This window comes from Pantoea sp. RIT413 (assembly GCF_003057675.2).
Lineage (GTDB): Bacteria > Pseudomonadota > Gammaproteobacteria > Enterobacterales > Enterobacteriaceae > Pantoea > Pantoea eucrina.
Genome location: NZ_QBJB02000002.1, coordinates 337689 through 357886, shown reverse-complemented (window position 1 = coordinate 357886; position 20198 = coordinate 337689). Strand labels below are relative to the sequence as shown.

Annotated in this window: 20 protein-coding genes; 7 read left to right on the top strand and 13 right to left on the bottom strand. The window is 52.3% G+C overall.

The genetic code is table 11. The annotated features are described in order from the left end of the window. Positions 1-9: 9 nt before the first annotated feature. Positions 10-1242: an MFS transporter gene (locus DBY66_RS05335; protein ID WP_108569885.1), complete on the bottom strand. Its 1233-nt coding sequence runs from the start codon at positions 1240-1242 to the stop codon at positions 10-12. 133 nt (positions 1243-1375) lie between these two features. On the opposite strand from DBY66_RS05335, the gene DBY66_RS05330 reads away from it, so the two are divergent. Continuing rightward, positions 1376-2149: a helix-turn-helix transcriptional regulator gene (locus DBY66_RS05330; protein WP_108569757.1), complete on the top strand. Its 774-nt coding sequence runs from the start codon at positions 1376-1378 to the stop codon at positions 2147-2149. Positions 2150-2267: 118 nt separating this feature from the next. Here DBY66_RS05330 and DBY66_RS05325 read toward each other — a convergent pair whose 3' ends face one another. The 3 genes from DBY66_RS05325 to DBY66_RS05315 all read right to left on the bottom strand — a co-directional run bounded on the left by DBY66_RS05325 (position 2268) and on the right by DBY66_RS05315 (position 5681). Next, the gene (locus DBY66_RS05325; protein ID WP_108569758.1) at positions 2268-3149 is read right to left on the bottom strand and encodes a permease; all 882 of its coding nucleotides are present in this window, start codon (positions 3147-3149) and stop codon (positions 2268-2270) included. Continuing rightward, complete coding sequence (locus tag DBY66_RS05320; protein ID WP_108569759.1) at positions 3146-4594, bottom strand: FAD/NAD(P)-binding protein; 1449 nt, start codon at positions 4592-4594, stop codon at positions 3146-3148. Before DBY66_RS05320 ends, DBY66_RS05325 begins: the two co-directional genes overlap by 4 nt. A 241-nt stretch (positions 4595-4835) precedes the next feature. Further along, a complete protein-coding gene (locus tag DBY66_RS05315) occupies positions 4836-5681 on the bottom strand; it encodes an MBL fold metallo-hydrolase (RefSeq protein WP_071668282.1) in 846 nt (281 codons plus the stop codon). A 154-nt stretch (positions 5682-5835) separates the two neighbouring features. Here DBY66_RS05315 and DBY66_RS05310 point away from each other — a divergent pair, with 154 nt between their 5' ends. Beyond that, positions 5836-6726 (top strand): LysR substrate-binding domain-containing protein, encoded by an 891-nt coding sequence (locus tag DBY66_RS05310; protein ID WP_065647631.1) that lies wholly within the window; start codon positions 5836-5838, stop codon positions 6724-6726. Positions 6727-6915: 189 nt separating this feature from the next. Here DBY66_RS05310 and arsC read toward each other — a convergent pair whose 3' ends face one another. The 3 genes from arsC to DBY66_RS05295 all read right to left on the bottom strand — a co-directional run bounded on the left by arsC (position 6916) and on the right by DBY66_RS05295 (position 9119). After that, positions 6916-7344 carry a glutaredoxin-dependent arsenate reductase gene (gene arsC / locus DBY66_RS05305; protein ID WP_104085709.1) on the bottom strand — a complete coding sequence of 143 codons (429 nt, stop codon included), beginning with the start codon at positions 7342-7344 and terminating at the stop codon, positions 6916-6918. Positions 7345-7391: 47 nt separating this feature from the next. Further along, positions 7392-8675, bottom strand: coding sequence for an arsenic transporter (locus DBY66_RS05300; protein ID WP_108569760.1), 1284 nt, complete (start codon positions 8673-8675; stop codon positions 7392-7394). A 90-nt stretch (positions 8676-8765) separates the two neighbouring features. Beyond that, positions 8766-9119, bottom strand: a complete 354-nt coding sequence (locus DBY66_RS05295) for a metalloregulator ArsR/SmtB family transcription factor (RefSeq protein WP_065647628.1) — start codon at positions 9117-9119, stop codon at positions 8766-8768. A gap of 482 nt (positions 9120-9601) precedes the next feature. Here DBY66_RS05295 and DBY66_RS05290 point away from each other — a divergent pair, with 482 nt between their 5' ends. The 4 genes from DBY66_RS05290 (at position 9602) to DBY66_RS05270 (ending at position 14482) form a co-directional block, all read left to right on the top strand. Continuing rightward, positions 9602-11080, top strand: a complete 1479-nt coding sequence (locus tag DBY66_RS05290) for a SulP family inorganic anion transporter (protein ID WP_186368991.1) — start codon at positions 9602-9604, stop codon at positions 11078-11080. 18 nt (positions 11081-11098) lie between these two features. Then, entirely contained in the window at positions 11099-11926 is an 828-nt protein-coding gene (locus tag DBY66_RS05285) for a universal stress protein (protein ID WP_104085711.1), read from the top strand. A 109-nt stretch (positions 11927-12035) separates the two neighbouring features. After that, on the top strand, positions 12036-13253 hold the full coding sequence (locus DBY66_RS05280; protein ID WP_108569761.1) for an MFS transporter: 1218 nt from the start codon (positions 12036-12038) through the stop codon (positions 13251-13253). 326 nt (positions 13254-13579) lie between these two features. Next, positions 13580-14482 carry an alpha/beta fold hydrolase gene (locus DBY66_RS05270; RefSeq protein ID WP_108569763.1) on the top strand — a complete coding sequence of 301 codons (903 nt, stop codon included), beginning with the start codon at positions 13580-13582 and terminating at the stop codon, positions 14480-14482. A 197-nt stretch (positions 14483-14679) separates the two neighbouring features. Here the strand turns inward: DBY66_RS05270 and DBY66_RS05265 are convergent, their stop codons facing one another. The 4 genes from DBY66_RS05265 to DBY66_RS05250 all read right to left on the bottom strand — a co-directional run bounded on the left by DBY66_RS05265 (position 14680) and on the right by DBY66_RS05250 (position 17661). Continuing rightward, positions 14680-15582: a pyridoxal-phosphate dependent enzyme gene (locus DBY66_RS05265; RefSeq protein WP_094110839.1), complete on the bottom strand. Its 903-nt coding sequence runs from the start codon at positions 15580-15582 to the stop codon at positions 14680-14682. A 258-nt stretch (positions 15583-15840) separates the two neighbouring features. Continuing rightward, on the bottom strand, positions 15841-16455 hold the full coding sequence (locus tag DBY66_RS05260) for a LysE family translocator (RefSeq protein WP_108569764.1): 615 nt from the start codon (positions 16453-16455) through the stop codon (positions 15841-15843). A 95-nt stretch (positions 16456-16550) separates the two neighbouring features. Further along, the gene (locus DBY66_RS05255) at positions 16551-17360 is read right to left on the bottom strand and encodes an AraC family transcriptional regulator (protein WP_071668186.1); all 810 of its coding nucleotides are present in this window, start codon (positions 17358-17360) and stop codon (positions 16551-16553) included. A 4-nt stretch (positions 17361-17364) separates the two neighbouring features. Continuing rightward, the gene (locus DBY66_RS05250; protein ID WP_108569765.1) at positions 17365-17661 is read right to left on the bottom strand and encodes a chorismate mutase; all 297 of its coding nucleotides are present in this window, start codon (positions 17659-17661) and stop codon (positions 17365-17367) included. 342 nt (positions 17662-18003) lie between these two features. Here DBY66_RS05250 and DBY66_RS05245 point away from each other — a divergent pair, with 342 nt between their 5' ends. Next, positions 18004-18294, top strand: a complete 291-nt coding sequence (locus DBY66_RS05245) for a hypothetical protein (protein WP_108569766.1) — start codon at positions 18004-18006, stop codon at positions 18292-18294. 105 nt (positions 18295-18399) lie between these two features. Here the strand turns inward: DBY66_RS05245 and DBY66_RS05240 are convergent, their stop codons facing one another. Both DBY66_RS05240 and DBY66_RS05235 read right to left on the bottom strand, forming a co-directional pair. Next, positions 18400-18837: a VOC family protein gene (locus DBY66_RS05240; RefSeq protein WP_108569767.1), complete on the bottom strand. Its 438-nt coding sequence runs from the start codon at positions 18835-18837 to the stop codon at positions 18400-18402. A gap of 570 nt (positions 18838-19407) precedes the next feature. Next, positions 19408-19965 (bottom strand): histidine phosphatase family protein, encoded by a 558-nt coding sequence (locus DBY66_RS05235; RefSeq protein ID WP_233499570.1) that lies wholly within the window; start codon positions 19963-19965, stop codon positions 19408-19410. Between the last annotated feature and the right edge of the window lie 233 nt (positions 19966-20198).

The window sequence follows — 20198 nt, the reverse complement described above, 5'->3', positions numbered from 1 at the left end:
GGATTATGTTTACCGGCGTTGTTTTGTATCTGGCATAAACAGCGTAGCGAAGCCCAGCAGCGGCAGGAAAGCACACAGGCCATAAACCCACTCAATGCCGTATATATCTGCCATTTTGCCAAGACCGGCGGCGGCGAGCCCGCTGACGCCAAACATGGTACCAAACATGATCCCGGCGACCATCCCTGCACGACCCGGGACAATTTCCTGAGCGTAAACCACCAGCGCAGAGAAAGCTGAAGAGAGGATCAGGCCGATAAAGATGGTGAACACAATGGTCCAGACCAGGCCAACGTGTGGCAGTAACAGTGAAAACGGAATAACGCCTAAGAACGAGATCCAGACCACCGCCTTACGACCGATGCGATCGCCTATAGGTCCGCCGGCAAACGTCCCGACCGCCACTGCCGCCAGAAACGCAAACAGGCAGAACTGCGCGTGCTCCAGCGGCATGCTGAAGCGGTGGACGAGATAAAACGTAAAATAGTTACTCAGCGAAGCGATATAAGTAAATTTCGCGAACATCAGAACGCTGACCACGGCCAGCGCCTGAAAGACTTTTGCCCGGGAAAACGTCTGCAGCGGGGCGCTGCCGTGGCGCTTCATGTGCGCCTGACCGTGGCGGGCGGACCACTGGCTAAGCCGGGTCAGAATTACAATCGCGACCAGCGCACACAGCATTAGCCAGGCAACAGAGAGCTGGCCATGAGGAATAATCAGCAGCGCGGCCAGCAGAGGGCCAAACGCCGATCCCGCATTTCCGCCAACCTGAAAAGCGGACTGCGCGGTGCCAAACCGCCCTCCCGACGCCATGCGGGCGATGCGCGAGGCTTCCGGATGAAAGACGGACGATCCAACGCCAATCAGCGCAGCGGCAACTAAAATCACTAAAAAATTGCCGGCAACCGCGAGCAGCCCGATCCCCAGCAAGGTGACGCCCATGCCCGCAGGCAGCAGAAAGGGTCTGGGGTGTTTATCCGTGTAAAGCCCGACCCAGGGCTGAAGCAGGGACGCCGTTATCTGATAGACGAGAGAAATCAGGCCAATCTGCGCGTAGGTAAGCGTAAAGTTCGCCTTAAGCATGGGATAGATTGAAGGCAGTACGGCCTGAATCATATCATTACAGCCGTGCGCGAGCGCGGTAGCGCCTACGATACTGACCAGGAACCCCTGAGCGGGACTGGCTGTTTCCGCGGCAGGGATCGCCGGAGAAGGTTCAGATTCTGTAGAGTGTGAAGCCATAGTCATGTCTCTTTGCGGGTGAAGGTAAGTCGGTTTTAATTGTCTGGTTTTTGCTACAGTTTGCCGTAATAGCGGCGTTTAGCCAGTCAGGATGCCCAGACGGATAATCATACATGCAGGGCTTTAATCTGAAATGCCAGACAATATAGATAAAAAGCCAGGAGACGATAAGACAATCGAATGGTCTGCGCTTGCCAAACGCTGCCAGCGTGGAGATACCGATCCGCCTCATTACCACGTTGAGGGACAGCTGCTGTATGCAACTCAGGGAGTGATGCTGGTTGAGACGGGCGATAAACACTGGGTAATTCCCCCGCAGCGGGCGCTCTGGCTCCCGGCGCTTCAGGAGCATAGCTACAGCCTGCTTTCACATACCGAACTCCGCACGCTCTATTTCAGCCGCAGCCTTATTGATGCATGCAGCCGCTTTACCAAAAGTGACGCCGTCCACGTCATCACAGCGACGCCTCTGGTTAAAGAGCTGATAGCCGGACTGTTCAGCACCGGCTACCAGGCTGGCAGCCAGCGGACAATGGCGCTGTTGTTAATGGAAATCCTCAGTGAAGCAGAGCATCAAATGACCGAACTGCCCATGCCGCAGGACGAGCGCCTGTCCCGGGTCGCCACCGAGCTGCTGGTAAACCAGCGCTGGGCAACGTCAATGAGCGACATGGCGGATCTGGCGACGATGTCAGAGCGCACCTTCTCCCGGCTTTTTATCCGTGATACCGGGTTTAGCTTCAGAAACTGGAAGCAGCGGGCGCGGATCTGCGTCTCGCTGGATCTGCTCTCAGCGGGTACGCCTGTTAAGCAGGTCGCTTATCAGCTTCAATTCTCCTGCCCGGCTGCATTTACGGCAGCATTTCGTTCAGTGCTGGGCGTCACTCCGCACAGTTTTTTGACCTGAACTTTGCGCAAGTCGGGTGCCAGCGCTTAGCCAGTTAGATCGCGGGCAGGAAGCAGAAACCGGCTACGATAAGCAGGTATCGATAAGCCTGGCATCCTGTCCTGACAACCCCTCATCGTTAATTTATTGCTGCGCTCCAGGCGTTGAAACCCAGAATAGCCGCCGCGTAGAGACTTATCGCAATAATGCTTACACAAGTCCCGTATGTGATAGGTTTTGCTGAATTGCCAGTTCCCAGGTAGTGCGTTTCCAGCACGATAATATTTGCTGCGGGTGGCAGCAGGCAAAACAGATATAACGTTGCCGGATTATCAGCTATGAGCCTGAAGTTAAGTAATATTGCGAGGATAAACAGTAACGATATCAGCACGGCCATTACGATCGACCTGAGCAGAAACGGCCTGACCTCCTGCAAAACATCGCTGAACGAGAACCTGATTTTTGACAGCCAGAGCCCGAGCACGGCCATACCCAGAAAACTCATCATAAATTTCGCTACGCTATAGAGGTCTGCTCCCCAGCGGTTAACGTCGTGACTTAAGGGAATCAGCGCAGCGCCAATAAATAGCGCCAGCACCGGAGGAGTCTGAGCCAATTGCAGTAGGTTAAACCGGTTCCCTGATAGCATACCGGCCCCCACTGAATTTCCTACGATTGAACTGCCGACGTAGGCTGCAATGATTATGGTCGCTGCGTCATTACCAAACAGTGCGCTGGCAACAGGCAGCCCCAGCCAACCAATATTGAGGTAGCTGAAACAAAGACTTCTTACCGGATCGCGCAAAATTCGCTGGCAAGTAAAGAGCATAAACAGCATAGATACTGCCGCTGCAATGATAATGGTACTCATGCTATCAAATCGGGTAGATATATTAAAAATGATCACAACGGGGATAGCAACACGCGTCAGAATCCACGACGCCGCCGTTTTGAAATCCAGTGCAGTTTGTCCTACAAGCCAGCCGGCTAATAGATAAATCAGGGGAAAGAAAATAGTCACAATGCTTCCTTTGCGTCTGCTGAGCTGAATTCTATAGCCCACTGTTTAGCCCAGGTCTCCGCACAGCGTGCGTTGAACCAAAAGGCATTGGTTGAAAACAAACTTCCTTTATTGAGCGGCCCGATGTTAAACAAGCCAGAGACCTTACGGTTGTTTACCCTGCAATGAAACGTCAGCGGGTCGATATTAATGCCGCCGCAGGGATGTTCTTCAATTAATGACTGGCTAAGCAGGTCATTCAACAATGGCTGTGTTGTTTGACCAATATCAAGCCTGCCTCCTGTTGCATCCCAAAAATGACGGAATGAAAGCGTTTCTGACCGGGTTTGCAATACATAATGGCTGTCAGTATGTTCCGGAGCAGCAAGCGCCTGATGAAACCTTACCCTCCCATGAGCAGAAGCCTCGATCAGTTCACCAAACACCTCCTGAGGTACCGGATGGCGCCAGGCGGCCCACACCGCACCGTACATTTTCATAAATCGCAGCTTTTGTTCGGATGTGAATGCGTTCCAGAGCTTGTGCATATACGGCCGTGTTGAAACCAGAACATCCTGCCAGGGCAGATCACCATTCTCCGCACGCGTAAGCAGCATGCGGAAATACCCGGTCTGCCGCTCCTCACGTAACAGGTTCATAGCAGGCCGGAATTCCCCTTTTTCTCTTAGAAGGTGAAACTCTTTGCGGAGGAGGCGGGAAAACACGTTCAGCATGTCTTCACTTTCCGCAGTAGCAGACATGATATTACGCCAGGTCAGGTGAACGGGTATGTAGCGAGCACTGCTTGTCAGGCAGGTCGGAACATAGCCGCTGCGTGAAAAGAGATGGATTTTTACCTGACTTTTGCCGAACGCATAGCGAAACGCATCAACAGCCGTGAGACCGCTACCGGCGATGATTAGCGGCGCAGAAGAAGACTGATCAAACTGCGTATAATGCGAAATAAAACCTGGCTTTCCAGCGAACGCCGGAAAGGCGCTTTCAGATAATGCCCCCAGGCACATCACAACGTTACGAGCGAAGAGTGTGTTACCGTTGTCATCGCACAGGGAGAACAATTCTCCCTGCTTCCTGATGCTCACCACGCTGTGGTGGAATTCATCAATTTTCAGTATCCCGGCCTGCTTAACGTCACGGTAAGTCTGGCGGATAAAATCTGAGTATCTGAGGCGCGATGGCCAGCGTTCACGGGAGTTAAAAGTGGTATGTAACCAGTGACCAAACAGTTCCGGTTCAGTTGATGTCACCGACATCAATCCCGGCGGGGTATTGACCTTATGCATGGCATCAGCATCACCAAAGGCTTTTCCTTTTGCAAAGCTGGCTGGGGGATTGAAAACGGCAATTCGCGGTTGAGCCGTTCTGATGTTATAAATTTCATCCTGTAGCTGGCTGAGTAAGCATGTTCCTGTCGCCCCCAACCCTACAATTGCAACGTCATACATGACTAATACGTCCTGTTAATCATTTGAAGTGCTTATATAACAACAAACCCTGGCTAAGGTAAATAAATCTCATTTAATGTAAAGTTACGCAAAAACAATATTTAACTTTATGATTTTAATGATAATAAAATCAGCATAGAAAGTATCGACTGTAATAATCTGCTATTTCGGAGTTTCGCATTGCACCCATTATTGATAACTTCTGCTTCTTTTATGAGCGCCTCCGTACAAACCTATACTTTTATTCCTGATGTAACCTGCAAAGCAGATACCCATCTCCAGACCGCTGGAAACAGCAGAATCCTGTCTGGTTCAGATGCATACCGGCAATAATCAGTTTGTCATCCACGGCCTGTTGCAGCGCTTTTTTCCTTGTCTCTTCAGCCTGTAGAGGATTGACATCAAACATGATTGAAACAGCGGGAACTGCTGACTGAATATAGGGAAAATGAACGACATCTCCCCATATTAACACCGCTTTTTTATCGGAATGAATATGAAATCCGGTGTGTCCTGGGGTATGGCCTGGCAGCCATACAGGGCGAATGCCCTGCACAACTTCATTTTCATCAAGCAGGCGTATCTTCCCGGCATAGGCGGCCAGGACTTTTCGGAACAGTGCAAAATTATGTTTGCCGCGCTCACTGGCTCTCTGTAGTTTTTCATTATCCTGCCAGTGCGCAATTTCAAGGGGATGAATATAGAGATCAGCTTTTTTATATACCGGCTCTCCGTTTTCATGCAGCAGACCGCCGATATGATCGGGATGACCGTGCGTCAGTAATATCCTGTCTACGTCATCAGGCAGAATGCCGAGCATCGTCAGCTTCTCCTTAAGCCTCCCACCCACGTTGTTTTGCCCGCCAGCGCCCGCATCTACCAGAATAGTGTGTCCATATCCACGGATGAGATAACCGTTAATATGGATATCACCCTGTCTCTCAATCCCGGCAGCGCACTGGATACTTGCAGCCTTTGCGACGTCAATACCTGAAAGAAGATCAAGCGTGGCCGCCATAGTGCCATCGCTCAGCGCAATAACCTGATAACCGCCAACCTGACAGGTCGGGAAACTATCACCGTGCATACATACCTCATAATAGTGCTGGCAGGCGCCCGCTTGCCTGATGTGTTTTCATCATGCTAAGCAACTGTTTTCCCGATTTAAATCGAAATTAATTCACTGATTAATGATATTTTGTCACTGTAAAGAATTTTGTATCAATAATCAGGCCGTATTAATGCTAAGAAAAATTCCCAGTAGTCGAGCCATGCTTGCCTTTGAAGCCGCAGCAAGGCATGGAAATTTTGCGCGGGCAGCGCAGGAGTTATCACTTACCGAAGGCGCAATCAGTCGACAAATAGCCCGCCTTGAGTCCATGTTAAACTGCAGATTGTTTGATCGCAGCGGAAGTCGCGTTACGCTCAATTCAGTTGGCGCCCGCTATGCAGATCAAATACGCGAATCGCTTGACCGGCTGGAAAGAGATACGCAATCGGTCATAGGTGTGCCAGAAGGCGGTAAGACTCTGGAGATTGCTGCCCTGCCAACGTTTTCATGCCGCTGGCTAATCCCGCGTCTGAAAAGCTTTTATACCCTGTATCCGGAAATTAGTGTGAACATCGCCGCCAGAACAGATCCTTTTATTCTCGCTGGCAGTGGTTTTGACGCGGTAATACATTTCGATCATCCGGCATGGGCAGGTATGCATATGCAGTTTCTTTTTCAGGAAACGCTGCTGCCTGTATGCCATCCGGCACTTCTGAAGAACAAAAAAGAGAGCGTGCCGCTTAATGAGCTGCCTCGCATTCACCGTCTTCAGAATCCGCAGGCATGGCAGTACTATGCGCAGGAAACCGGAATTGAACTTGATAACCCGGCGCAGGGAGTCCGCTATGATCTGCACGAAATGTCTATCGCCGCAGCGCTGTCAGTACAGGGCGTTGCACTGGTGCCGCGGATATATGTCGAAAAAGAGTTAACTAACGGCGAGCTTATTGCTCCCTGGCCTGAGTCTGCTTCACTCAGCAAAAAGTTTCATTTAATAAAACCGGCTTCAACAGGCATAAATGAAACGGCGCTGCATGCTTTTGAGCAATGGCTGATGACGGAAATTAATCCGAAAGCATAACGTCGCCGTTATTGATAAAACCAACTTCTGACGCTGATAACGCTCCGAACACGTCTCCGACCGTTGCAGAACTGCGCGTGCGGGTGCTCTGGTCGGAAGCAAGATGAAGGCACAGACTGACCCCTTCCCGCCGTCGTTTAAGGCCAGCTGTTTTTGCCTCTCCCGCTCTGTTGGCGGAATGCCAGGGTGTCAGTGGCCGATACGGTTTCCGTGCTCATCGATAATCTGTTCACCATCTTCTTTCATCAATGCCCCTTTCTGTGGATCAGGCAGAATATCCAGAACGGCTTCAGACGGACGACAGAGCGCTGTACCGAGCGGCGTTACCACCACCGGACGGTTAATGAGAATGGGGTGAGCCAGCATAGCATCCAGCAGTTCGTCATCGCTGAACCGATCCTCTGCCAGACCCAGCTGCTCAAACGGATCCGTATTTTTGCGCAGCAGTGCGCGCACGCTGATTCCCATATCTGCAATCAGCGTCTGCAGCTCAGCGCGTGTCGGCGGCGTCTCCAGATATAAAATCACTGCTGGCTCCACGCCACTATTGCGGATAAGCGCCAGGGTGTTACGGGACGTGCCGCAGGCCGGGTTGTGGTAAATAGTAATGTCAGTCATCAGTCATACTCCATACAGGCGCTGCATGCACGCAGCCCGGATCACGTTTAAACAGACAGGCGCAGGGCCAGCGCGGCCAGCGTCACAAAAAGCACCGGCAGGGTCATCACGATGCCAACACGAAAGTAATAGCCCCAGCTAACAGTGATATTTTTTTGCGCCAGAACGTGCAGCCACAGCAGGGTTGCCAGGCTGCCAATCGGGGTAATTTTCGGGCCGAGGTCGCAGCCAATGATGTTCGCGTAAATCATTGCCTCTTTTACCGTGCCCTGAGCGGTACTGCCGTCAATAGAGAGCGCCCCGACCAGCACGGTGGGCATGTTATTCATGACCGATGACAGAAATGCCGTCAGAAAGCCCGTACCCAGCGTTGCCCCCCAGACGCCGTGCTCTGCAAAGCGGTTCAGAATGGCTGAGAGATCATCCGTCAGGCCGGCATTACGCAGACCATATACCACCAGATACATGCCCAGCGAGAAGATAACGATTTGCCAGGGTGCACCTTTCAGCACCTTACGGGTATCGATAACGTGTCCTTGGCGTGCAACCAGCCAGAGAATGAAGGCCGCCGCTGCCGCAACCAGGCTGACCGGTACGCCAAGCGGCTCCAGCGCAAAAAAACCGGCCAGCAGCAGAATCAGCACCAGCCAGCCGGTTTTGAAGGTCCGCCTGTCACGGATAGCGTCACGGGGCATTTTTAGCTTTGTCAGGTCATAACCTGCCGGAATATCTTTGCGGAAAAACAGGTGCAGCATTACCAGCGTAGCCACTACGGAAGCCATATTCACCGGCACCATAACGGACGCATATTCGCTAAAGCCCAGCGTAAAGAAATCCGCCGTTACGATGTTGACCAGGTTCGATACGATGAGCGGCAGGCTGGACGTGTCCGCGATAAACCCAGCCGCCATCACAAATGCCAGCGTGGCACCTGGGCTGAAGCCCAGCGCCAGCAGCATGGCGATGACAATCGGCGTGAGGATAAGCGCCGCGCCGTCATTGGCGAACAGCGCCGCCACCGCCGCGCCCAGCAGAACAATATACGTGAACAGCAGCCTGCCTCTGCCGCCTCCCCAGCGGGAAACATGCAGTGCCGCCCACTCAAAAAAGCCGGATGCATCCAGCAGCAGGCTGATGATGATAACCGCGATAAACGTGGCCGTGGCGTTCCAGACAATCTGCCAGACCGCCGGAATATCCCCGATATGCACCACGCCCGTCAGCAGCGCCAGCGCAGCCCCGATAACAGCACTCCAGCCAATACTGAGTCCTTTCGGCTGCCAGATAACCAGCACCAGCGTCAGAACAAAAATTGCACCTGCCAGAAACATAGTCCCTCCTTCACTACTGCACCTCACAGAATAAGCACAGCGCAACCAGAAACGTTAAATATGGAAAAGCATATATGTATAGGTAAATTTTTAAATGCAGACAGGTTTGCCATTGGTCGTAGCGTTGTCCCGCTCAGCCTGCCGGCTAAGATGCTGGATGTCATCCTGCTGACACAGATAAGCCTGTTCAATCACGGCTGCAGCCCAGGCGGGCATGTGAGGGGACAGCCGGTAATGGATCCATTTGCCGTCACGCCTGTCGATAAGCAGGCCGCTGTCTCTGAGTAGCGCAAGATGCCGGGATACTTTGGGCTGGCTCTCTTTCAGTATCAGCGTCAGCTCGCATACACAGAGTTCACCTTTTTCACGCAGAAGCAGGACAAGCTTTAAACGCGTTTCGTCAGACAGCCCCTTGAAAAGCTGAAGAGGAAAAAGCTGAGGCATGATAACTCCGGGTAGCTGGCGTAAAAAGCCAGTGTGACTTTACGCGCAAATGCCGTCAACACATATGCATAAATTCATATATAAATACCAGGCTGATTCCATGTATGTTTCTGCGGTGACATGCGCAGACATGGTTAATATACACGCTGGTACCGCTGTTCGCAGCCCTGTTCCGCTTGCTGAAACGTTGACCTCTCACCGTTTTTGTTTATAGTTTAGTGCCTGTCCTGAGAGGGGCAGGCTTCGCCGTCAGCGCCCCGCCCCGGGTTTCGCTGGCTTATTGCAGTCCTGAAGGCATCCTTTTGCCGTAAAGGAGAACTCAAAAATTATGCGTCTTACGCCACCCTGAGTCGTCACCCTTCCCTGTCGCACTGAGTAGTTTCAGTCGCGCACTCAAAAACATCCCGTCTGCGGATGTGCTTTTTCGTCCCTGAATTTTTTGCCCTCACGGGCTGACTGTATCTAAAATCTGAGAAATTACTATGCTGCTGTCCTCGACGCGTAAGGACTGGCTGGGCAACGTCCGTGGTGACGTGCTCGCCGGTATTGTCGTCGCGCTCGCGCTCATTCCTGAAGCGATCGCGTTTTCCATCATTGCCGGAGTCGACCCGCAGGTCGGCCTCTACTCGGCCTTCTGTATTCCCGTGGTTATGGCCATCTTTGGCGGACGTCCCGCCATGATTTCATCGGCTACCGGCGCCATGGCGCTGCTGATGATAACGCTGGTGAAAGATCACGGCCTGCAGTATCTGCTGGCGGCATCAGTGCTAACCGGCCTGCTGCAGCTGGTCGCCGGCTACCTGAAGCTTGGCAGCCTGATGCGCTACGTGTCGCGCTCGGTCGTGACGGGCTTCGTCAACGCGCTGGCCATTCTGATTTTTATGGCACAGTTGCCGGAGCTGACCAACGTGACCTGGCACGTGTATGCGCTCACCGCCGCAGGCCTGGCAATCATCTACCTCTTTCCGTACCTCAATAAAACTATTCCCTCCCCGCTGGTCTGCATCGTGGTGCTGACCGCCATCTCCATGTGGCTGCATCTGGACGTGCGCACCGTGGGCGACATGGGCAAGCTGCCCGACAGCCTGCCGGTGTTCCTCATTCCGGACATTCCGCTGAACCTGGATACGCTGCTGATTATCCTGCCTTACTCCGCCGGCCTTGCCGTGGTGGGACTGCTGGAGTCGATGATGACCGCCACTATCGTGGACGACATGACCGACACCCCGAGCGATAAAAACCGCGAGTGCAAGGCGCAGGGCATCGCCAACGTCTGCACGGCGTTTATCGGCGGCATGGCGGGCTGCGCCATGATTGGTCAGTCGGTGATTAACGTAAAATCCGGCGGGCGCGGGCGTCTCTCCACCCTGACGGCCGGGCTGGTGCTGCTCTGTCTGATTATTTTCCTCCGCGATCAGGTGTCGCAGATCCCGATGGCGGCGCTGGTCGCGGTGATGATCATGGTCTCCATCGGCACCTTCTCCTGGCGATCCATCACCGACCTGCGCCGCCATCCGCTCTCGACCAGCGTGGTCATGCTGGCAACCGTGGTCGTGGTGGTGGCCACCGACAACCTGGCCTTCGGCGTGCTGACCGGGGTGCTGATTGCTTCGCTGAACTTTGCCACTAAGGTAGCGCGCTTTATGACGGTCAGATCGTCACGGGAGGGTGAGACACGGATCTATACCGTGACCGGCCAGGTATTTTTTGCCTCCGCCGATCGCTTTATGAGCCACTTTGACTTCAGGGAAGCGGCAGAGCGCGTGGTCATTGACGTCACGCACGCCCACTTCTGGGACATCACCGCCGTTAGCGCACTGGACAGGGCGGTAATTAAGTTCCGCCGCGAAGGCGCTGAGGTAGAAATACCGGGCATGAACGACGCCACCCGTACCCTCGTTGACCGCTTCGGCGTGCATGACAAGCCGGAAGAAGCGGAAAAACTGATGGGCGGTCACTAACTGACAGGAGTTACAGCTATGAACAATACCGTTGTGGCCTGCGTGGATGGTTCGCCGTCAACCGGGCCAGTCTGTGACTACGCGGCGTGGGCCGCCGCCGGCCTTTCCGCGCCGCTGGCCCTGCTGCACGTGCTGGAAAAAGACGGTCATCCGGCCGTCTCTGACCTGAGCGGCAGCATTGGCATCGACAGCAAAGAGCTGCTGACCGAAGCGCTTGTGCGCGTGGAGGGTGAGCGCAGCCGCCTGCTTATGGCGCAGGGGAAAACTATTCTGGCTGGCTGTGCTGAACGGCTGGCCCGGGCGGGACGCCCGGAGGTACGCCAGCTGCAGATGCACGGCGCACTGGACGAAATCCTTGCCGGGCTGGATGACGTCAGGCTGATGGTGCTCGGACGACGGGGCGCAGAACATACGGTGGGCAGCCAGCTGGAAAGCGTCATCCGCCTGCAGAAAGCGCCCGTGCTGGTTGTGCCGGAAACGTTTATTGCGCCATCCCGGGTACTTTTTGCCTGGGATGGCAGCGAGGCCAGCCGCCGAAACCTGACCCGGCTGACCGTGAGCCCGCTGCTTCGCGGCCTGGCCTGCCATGTTGTGATGGTGAACGGCGACGATGCTTCACTCCATGATGCGCAGCACATCCTGCAGGCAGCCGGCATTGATGCAGAGTCACGGCTGATACAGGATGAATCCGTCTCGCGCGGGCTGTGCCGTTACGCGCAGGAGAACGGAACGGACCTGATCGTGATGGGAGCCTGGGGACACTCCCGGCTGCGCCGCTTCTTTATCGGCAGTCACACCACGGCGATGCTGGCTGAAAGCCGTTATCCGCTGCTGATGCTGCGGTAAACGTTACGGGCCTGCAATCGCAGACCCTTTTCATAACGAGCCTCCGGAACACAAGTCCCGGAGCAGTTCATTTGTGCGGCGCCTTTGTCAGCCGTGCTCAGGGAATACCATGCGTCAGCTGTTTCGCTTTATGTATCAGCACGGCAGTCATCTCGCCTTTGGCGCGATACTGATGGCCATGTCGAGTTTTGGACAGACTTACTTCGTATCGCTTTACGGGCAGGACCTGCGTCAGGCATTCGGGCTCAGCGACGGCGGACTGGGCGGCCTTTATGCCGCGGGCACCGTGATGAGTGCCGTCACCCTGACATGGGCGGGCCGGCTGATTGACTACACCACTACCCGTCGATTCACCCTGACCGTTACCCTGCTGCTGATAACGGCGTGCCTGCTCGTCTCCGGTGCGCAGGCGGCATGGACGCTCTGTGCAGGCTTTTACCTGCTTCGCCTCGGCGGACAAGGCCTGATGGTGCATACCGCCCTGACGGCGACTGCGCGCCAGTTTCCGCTTGATGCTGGCAAGGCACTGGGTGCTATCGCACTGGGCCTGTCGCTCGCACAGGCGCTGTTTCCGTTGGCTGCCGTGCAGATTAACGCTCTGACGGGATGGCGCACTGCCTGGCTGATAAACGCTGCGGTTCTGGTGGCCGGCGTTGCGCTGGCTGTCAGCTGCCTTCCGCGCGCTGCCGAAAAGCCGCTGCGGACGTTCAGAAAGCGGGGCGCAGAGAAGGTTCGCGAAGCGTCAGTATGGAAGAACCGGAATCTGCTTTTTGCTCTGCCCGCAGTGCTGGCGTCACCTTTCATCACCACAGGGTTCTTTTTCCATCAGGCGCGTCTGGCAGAGGAGAAAGGATGGGCGCTGTCGTGGGTTGCAGGGTGGTTTATTGCTTACGCGATAACGCAGGCGGTTTCCCTGTTATCATTTGGTCCGCTGATAGACCGGCTGACGCCACGCCGTCTGTTACCGTGGTTTCTGCTGCCGCAGGGCGCTGGCATGCTGGCGCTGTGGCTCAGTAACAGCGTGTGGGTCACGCCGTTTTATCTCATCATGACCGGTATATCGTCAGCCATTGCGTCCACACTGGCGACTGCGCTATGGGTACAGCTGTTTGGCCCCGCGCAACTGGCAAAGGTGCGCTCGGCTGTTGAGGCGGGTACCGTGCTTGCCAGTGGTGCCTCTCCGGTCATCATGGGCGTTCTGATTGATAACCATATTGCCCTTCGGGTGCAGGCGCTGTTATGCCTCGTCTTTATACTCGCGGCCAGTCTGGTGGCAACCCGTGTCAGAGCTGGCGTACCGGAAAATGAAACTGATATTTCTGGCTGATCGGAACACGATACGTGAGGCAGGAAATACTGTCCGCTTTGTGCCAGAAGTGGACGTTTCCGGCATCTGCATGCACTAAGCCGTGGAGAATAGCTTTCACTGCATAACCATACAGATATACAGGAATTATCAGGGGCATTTGTCAGTATTTCGGACAGGAAAAATACCGAAAACAGCCTTCGGGCTGCAGAACCGCGCTGAGGGCTTTTCAGGCGGTGCATCAGGCACTTTTATATAAAAAAGACTCTCATACATACAGTAAATCGTGCATGCTTCATGACACAAATTCACAGGTAGTGAATCCGATTGAATAAGGAATTCAGGACGTGATTGACTTCACCCGTTTTGTCGAACGCTATGAGCAATTTAACGCTTCATTACTCCCTTCTGATAACATCACCGAAAGCCGGATCAATGATTTATATATCCGGGTATACAGGCCAATGGCAGCCCTTGATGAGGTTCTTATTGTCTACCATGGTGGCGGGGTCAACTCTGACGCTGGCTACGACATTCTTGCACGACAGTTGAGTTACGATCTGCCCGTCTGTGTTTGTCTCGTCGATATCCGTGGGCACGGTCGTTCGGTAGGTGTCCGGGGAGAAGCTTCCAGTCCTGTTCAAATCTGGCGTGATGTGGATGTCGTCATTGATTATGTCCGAACCTCTTTTCCTGATGCCAGAATTCACTTGCTTGGGCACTCCAGTGGAGGCGGTATGCTGATAAATTACTTTACCCGATACTCTCTATCGAGGGTTGTTGAAAGCCTGATCTTGCTAGCCCCAGCATTAGGTCCTTTTTCACCTCCTGCTCTGAACCGCGAGTTTTCCTCTCCCTTTACATCGATAAACCGTTTGAGCTTCATAATCAATGCTATGAGTGCAGGTTTTCTATGTGGACGTCGTGCAGGAGTAAGGCTTAATTTCCCCTGTGAGGTTATTAATGCAAGGCCTGACTTTGTTCAGACATACAGCGTTAATATGGCTAACGCCCTTACCCCTCGTAATCCTGAAAGGCAACTTAAAGAAATCTCTATTCCAGTAACAATCATGCTTGCTGAGCATGATGAACTGTTTGATGTAAGCCGTATGGAAGAATTTTTCAGGAACTGCGGCAATCCGAATGTAAGCAGTCGGGTTGTGGCAGATAGTACACATCTCGATTGTATTTTCGAGTTAACGGATATGGTGAGGGAACACTTCACTGGCCTGACTTCAAGAGCGCAATAGGTCAGTTATGTTCAACGTATTAGAACCACTCAGCTGTCATAAGTGAAATGTCCGCTGCTCGCTCATAGCGGACCTGACCCACGCGCCAGTCTGTTTGTGCCAAAGAGGGCATAACTCACTTTAAAACAAGTTAATTAACCGGGCAGTTCGCCCATCCTTTTGCTCATAAACTTTGGCAGGATAAATACGCTCTTCTGTCAGCTCGCGATCCCTTCCAGCGTGACAGAGGCCCCGCCGCATACGATGACCAGTACATTATCAGCCGGCTTGAATAAGACTTTTTTGTCGTACAAAAGTGAGAGTGATACACCGCATGCAGGCTCAGTGAGCACCCGATGGTCATCGAGAAAGCACCGGCAGGCATTCAGCGCTTCCTGGTCTGAAACCAGCATACTTCTGACGTCCATACGGCTGGCCACATTGAAAACATTTTCGCACACCTGGCTTGCGGCCAGCGTCGTGGCTATGCCGCTGACCTTATCAAGACGTACCAGCCTGCCGGCATTAAGCGAGGCGCGAAGAGAGGCCGTACCCTGGGTTTCTGCGGCGTAAACCGGAATATGACCAAGCTGATGTTTCACCAGTCCCTGAGCGATACCGGACAGCATGCTCCCGCCGCCAACAGAAAGAATTACCGCATCAGGCGTTACCCCTTCGCTGATGACCTCATCCACGATTGTGCTGATACCTTCCCACAAAAGTGGATGATCAAAGGGATGTACACAGATAATGTCATCCGTCGCCAGTGACAGGGCGTAGTCGTTCGCCTCACTCCATACTTTTCCGTGCACAACAACTCTTGCACCCTCCTGTTCAATAAGCTGTTTTGCCCTGTCAGACGTGGTTTCCGGCACAACCACAGTGACCGGCAGCCCCAGTTTGCGGCCGCAATGTGCCACCGCTATGCCTGCATTGCCGCCCGATGAACTGATGAAAGCTGTTGCGCCCCTTTCCGCATAATGGCGACAAATGTTCTCTGCACTTCTGAGCTTGAACGATCCCGTCGGCTGGGAAGATTCCATTTTAAGCCAGACAAGGCATCCACAATGCTGGCTTAAGGGCAGTGAATGTATAAGAGGGGTTTGTATACTTATTGCCATGAGGAAGATCCTTATTATCTTTTCCCGTGATAAACGAGAAACATTCCAGGTTTAGAAACAGATTTATCATAATGGGTTAGAGCGTAAAGGGATGGATACAATGGGTAATAAAAGTGCCGGTTACAATTCCGTCCAGACAAGACTAAAGTGCGACCGTTTTTCGCTCAAAGCGGACGTTGCTCCAGTATCGGCCCGCTTTGTGCCAAAAGCGGACGTTCAATACTTCTTCTTTCAGGTGTTATTTAACACGAGTCTTTACTATTGCACCGCCATCGCCAGTCGAACCCCAACTGCACCAAAGGCCAGTGCTACGCCCAAACGAATGCCGATCACCACTCTGTGATTTCCTAATACATAATGACTAACAGACGAAGCAAAAGCGCCATACAGAGCAAATACAGCAAAAGTCATGGCCGCAAAAATAGCTGAGAGAATCAACATGCTCTGTGTGGGATGTGCATCCCCGGTAGCGATAAACTGCGGAAGGAATGCTAAGAAAAATAGCGAAAGTTTGGGATTGAGAATATTGGCAACTACCGTCTGGATTATCAGGGCTCTATGAGATAAATCCGGCCTGGAAGACTCTGCAGATAAAAGTGTCTTATCCCGTAGCGTTTGCCACGCCATAAAGAGCAGGTAAGCCACGCCGGTATACTTCACAATGGAAAATAGTATCGGACTGGCATGTAGCAGGGTAGCAAGGCCTGTAATTGCAGCCAGCATATGAGGCAACACACCGAGAGTGCATCCGGCAGCAGCCACTATTGCGCTACGCTTTCCCTGCCTGAGGCCGGCAGAAAGCGTAATGATGGCACCAGTACCGGGTGATATAACAATCAGCAGAGATGTCATTAGAAAATCATTATAAAGCATCAAAATTTTACCCCTCACCGGCAGCTGAACTAATTGCTGCAGTATTTGATTAAGAGGCTTTTTCTGTCTTGAATAAAATTGCAACGCAGAGGCGGCTAAATTTTCGGATTTTGTTGCGCGTAGAGGCCCGGCGTATAGCCATAACTGCGAACAAACAGACGGGTCATGTGGCTTTGATCCGCAAACCCGCCCGCAATGGCGGCATCAACAAGGTTCATGCCGCCCCTGATAAGCTTTCGAACCAGTGACAGGCGTCGCTGCAAAAGATAGGCATGCGGGGTCATTCCACAGTAACGCGCAAAAGCGCGTAAAAACGTAAACTGCCCGAGTCCGGCAATTGACGCCAGCTCAGTAAGAGATATGGCACTCCCCGGTGCGTCATCCATTTTTTCCTTCGCGTACAGCACGCCTTTTATGGGCATTTTCATCTGAGACCGGGGCATTTGGGCCAATGCGTTAGTCAGAATTAACAATGCCTCATCCGCAGCCAGCTTTTTTATATCACCATTACCACTGATAATTGCCTGATGTAATTGATTAAAAATTTTTGCTATGCCGGCATTCGTTGATACAGGCAGCGCAAATTCGCCGCTGGCAAATTTACCTTCGGAAATATCGATAAAGCATCGATTAATTAGCTCAGTGTCAAAATAAAGCATCCGCCAGGCTCGCGAGCCATCGAGAGGCGCCCCATCATGAACTTCTCCCGGGTTAACAGTGATGACATCTCCCGCATTCGACTCGACATATCCGCGCCCACTCAAGGATTTTTGCCCGCCGCTGTCCATCAAACCAATACCGAACTGGTCGTGAGTATGCCGCCCGAATGAGATATCGCTGTTAGCGTTTACAGCCTCAACACCCGCAACAGTTATGGGTAGAAGCTCAATGGAATGTTGACGCATGATGTCAGCCTTTCTCCTGTCGCAATTGGTCGTGTTGATCGAGTTCATAATCGATGAACGCGCCGATCATAGCCCGGTAGACCTTTTCGATAATTACTGTGGGAAGTCCTTCTTCATTCGCCTGTTTACTTACCTTATCGATGACCTGCTGAACGCGGTCTGGAGCACGCACGGCTGAATGGTCACTTTTGAAAGCAGCTGCAGCTTTAACACAATGACTGCGTTGCGCAATCATTTTAACCAGTTCGCTGTCAATCTGATCAATACGATTCCTGACTTCCTCAATTGACGAAAAATTCACTTTAAACCACCTGACTAGTACATGAGTACGACAGGTTACATAAATATTCGGTTTAAAACAGGTTTAAATTTGTAAAGTCTGCCTGAAAGACAATAAATCAAAGAATTCAATCGAGAATAAGCGGTTATGGAGAGTGCGATAAAAAGGATAGGGCCGAATGTCTGCTTCTCGCTCTTTGCGGACGTTAAGGTACGCAGCGGGCTGAGTTCTCCCGGAGTTGATCGGGACGGGGGCTCAGAACAGTAAGCACATTTGCTTAGGACATATCTCAATTGCCCGTTATTTGTTCAGAAACACCTATAATTTAAGTTATCTTAAATTATACATCTGTCAGGTATCGCTATGGCCAGTTATACAGTCCGGATTGAGCTAAAGGAGCAGACCGAAAAAGCGCACATTGAGCTGATGTTTGCCATGCTTGAGAACGGTTTTTCACGAAGCGTCGTCTGCAGGCGGGGGTTCACGTATGCCCTGCCGACGGACGAGTTCGTCTGCGTGGGTTCTGAAAAGATTACGGATTTAATGAGCCGGGTATGCACCCTGCTGAGCAGCTTCAGTGAGGCGCCCGTCGTGCTGATAACCGGTGCCGGAGAGCGGTGCTGGTCAGGACTGCGTGTGATTGACCTTGAATAGTCCAGCCCTGTTCAGCAGCTCCGGCCGTCGCGCTGCAGAATGATGCCTGGCCCGGCGACCGCCTGCATGTGCGTCATACCAGTACGCGGTGACACGATGTGGACTTTATTGACCCTGCTCCATCAACTCTAGTGTCTGTCCATCGGGGCTTTGTAAATAGATTACTCTGGTTCCCTGCATGGGGCCTGATAAGATTGTCTGAGGTTTACCTGGTGTCTTCCAGCCATACTCAGATGCTTTACTCAAGAGCGTATCAATATCCTCAACTATAAATGCAAGGTGAGCATAGCCAGGGATATAAGGTACTGAAGGTTCTTCTGGCTGTTTGATGTTATCGTATTGCAGTAATTCAATTTTGATGCCAGCCAGTTCAAGCAACGCCATTCGCACATCAGCGCCCCTTGCGCCTGTCACTTCATCAATGATAGGCCCAGACATTTTTCCTTCGCGTAATAACTTTGCGCCAAGAATATCAGTCCAGAAAAATAATGACTCTTCAATGCTTCTGACTGAAAATCCGACGTGATCTGCTTTTTTTATCATACAATTACCTGCTGTGCGCGACTGCATCGTAAACCAATATCAATTATAGAAAACCTGAATGTTCGCTGTGAGCAAACATATCTGAATGGCTTAATTGAACATACTACTGTCCGGACCCGGGTACTGCTGTTGCAGTCAGAAAAGATTCTATTCCTGTATGCTTAGACACCCTGGACGACGTGCTCCGGAGAACAGAAAAACCGTTGAGCTGATTTCTATGTCAGAACTACGCGGTCACGGCCCGGCGTTGGGTAGAGCAGCTCTCACCGGTCCGGCCGTAAAAATGACGATGCAGGTTATCTTTGTGGTTGCGGATTGTGAGCGTGCATATGCAGGTATAGCGCGTGCTAAGGCATCAGGAAGATGATCCTGACGTAGAGAGCATATGTGTTTCTTAACATTCAGAAGGGGCAGAAAGCATACATGTCCCCAGACAAGCAGCACAACGACTGATAGTATAATTTTCAATCAAAACGAACCGTAGCGGTTGTATCTGTTTGTTGTGTGCCGGAAACGAAACGACTCATTTCCAATGTCTGAATAGGCCAGATATGCCCTTTCCATATTTACTTACTGAAGCCTGTAGCTACTTGCGTTCCAGTAACCACTACCCTGACAACGATATTCTTTAAAACCCAATGACCTCAGTTCCCTTGCAATTAGCCGATTCATTACTCCATGTCCCATAAGCAGCACGGGACCGTCAGATCTTTTTGCAAACGCTGCAAGGATACCCGCAGCCTGAATAGCACGTTTCTTTGCTGTTCCGACGCGCTCTACGTCACGGGATATGTCGCATAACCACATGACGCGGAAAAAAACAGCCCATACGGTCGGTGATAGCCTGAAACCGGGCATAGGAAATACCGGCAGATCTGCTTCCCTGAAAACCTCATCAATGACATCCGGTTCAAGGTCTAATGCTTTCAGGGAAGAAAGTGCTCTGGGAAGAGGGCTACTGAGGATTTGCGATGCGCTGAACGCCAATGATTCACTGGACTCAGGCGGTATATCTTCTCCTGTATCAGAACGATCATAATCTGCAATCCAGTTGGACATTTCACGGCTCGTTACTTTCGCAGAGCCTGTAAAAGCGGGCTTTCCATGACGCATTAAAATAATTTCCATACAACGCTTCTTGCTTATGGTCCTTCCAGGCGGTCAGACTAACGCGATAAACATATGACGCACCACTACCTTGTCCAGGATTGATACTGATCGATGAGATGATATGTCAGGTGATAATCACTGTATGAAAAAGTAAATACCTTAATACACACCTCACACCGTCATGATGTCCGCTTCTCGCCCATAGCGGACATCAGCCCGATGTCAGTCCGCTTAGCGCCACAACCGGACGG